We start from the raw sequence: 1,201 nt of genomic DNA, 5'->3' as shown, positions 1-1,201 counted from the left end.
CACTAGATAGGCCCGTCCTAGATAGGCCCGTCGTACCCGTCGGTGCCATCCGGGCACCGACGGCAAGGGCTCGGATCGGACGATGCTGTCCGATCCGAGCCCGTTGTCATGTTCCGGAGTGGTCGCGATCCGGCATGGAGGGAGTGCCGGAACGGGCCGACGGACCGTGGCGTGGCCCGAGCGGGGCAGTGCCGAGCGGTGGCCGGGAAGGGCCGTCGGCGATGGTGCCGGAAGGTGCCGGTGGTGCTTGTGGCACCGTAGTGCCGGTATTGCGGATGTGGCTGCGGGTGCTGCGGGTGCCGCCGGTCAGTCCAGCAGGCCGATCTGCCGGGCGGTGTGCACCGCGGCCGTCCGGTTGCGCACCCCCATCTTGCGCATGATGCTGCGCATGTAGGTCTTGACCGTCTCGGCCCGGATGGTGAGCTGCTCCGCCGCCTCGACGTTGGAACACCCGGTGGCCACCAGAGTGAGCACCTCCATCTCACGCAGGGTGAGGCGGAAGGGCGGTGGCTTCGCCGGGCTCTGCACTACCGGCTCGCCGCGTAGCAGAGAGTAGATGCGCAGGATCTGGCGTCGCAGGTGGGGCGTCGTGAGCTGCGCGCTGAGCTCAAGCAGCTCGATCTGGGCCAGGCGAACCCGTTCCCGCTGGGTCCGCGCGTCGGTCGGCTGGTTGTCGGCGGTGAAAGGACCCGACGCTCGGTCGAAGCCTGCGGCGGTCATCGTCCGGTGCAGGCGCACCTGCACAGCGGGCGAGTCCGAAACCATTGGGCCCATCGTGCTCCTCTCCCTGTCCACTCCGGTTTACCCGACCGCTCCGGATGAGGATCGCCGGCCCATCGCCGACAGTCCGGCAAATTCATCCGAGGGTCGGGCAGGGGATCAGCCCCACACCACCTTTGCGGGAGGCCGTGCATGGTCCGGGCTCGGGTGAAGTGGATGCGCCGCCACACCAACTCCCTCCGGGCTCGGCATGCCTTCGTCGGACCCCACTGTCGGCTACATCGAAAAGGTTATCTCGCGGTTCGGCCATGTCGTCAATGCCGCCCGCTCCGATGTGCGAGAACAGACTCTCACGGCGCCGGGGAAGCCCGGATGAGGACCCTGATCCATACCCCGAACGGGGGTTCCTTCGGGTGCGGCAGCTCACGCCGCCGCGCCACCCTCCCACCAGTTTGTGGCGGGCGCGGAAGGAAATTTTAAG

Annotated in this window: 1 protein-coding gene; it reads right to left on the bottom strand. The window is 68.0% G+C overall.

What is annotated here, in order from left to right; all coding sequences use genetic code 11:
- Positions 1 to 306 precede the first annotated feature (306 nt).
- Entirely contained in the window at positions 307 to 774 is a 468-nt protein-coding gene (locus G6R25_RS24075; RefSeq protein ID WP_163554664.1) for a helix-turn-helix transcriptional regulator, read from the bottom strand.
- Positions 775 to 1,201 lie beyond the last annotated feature (427 nt).

Source organism: Candidatus Frankia alpina (genome assembly GCF_902806485.1).
GTDB classification, from domain to species: domain Bacteria; phylum Actinomycetota; class Actinomycetes; order Frankiales; family Frankiaceae; genus Frankia; species Frankia alpina.
This window is presented reverse-complemented; position numbering and strand designations above follow the sequence as displayed.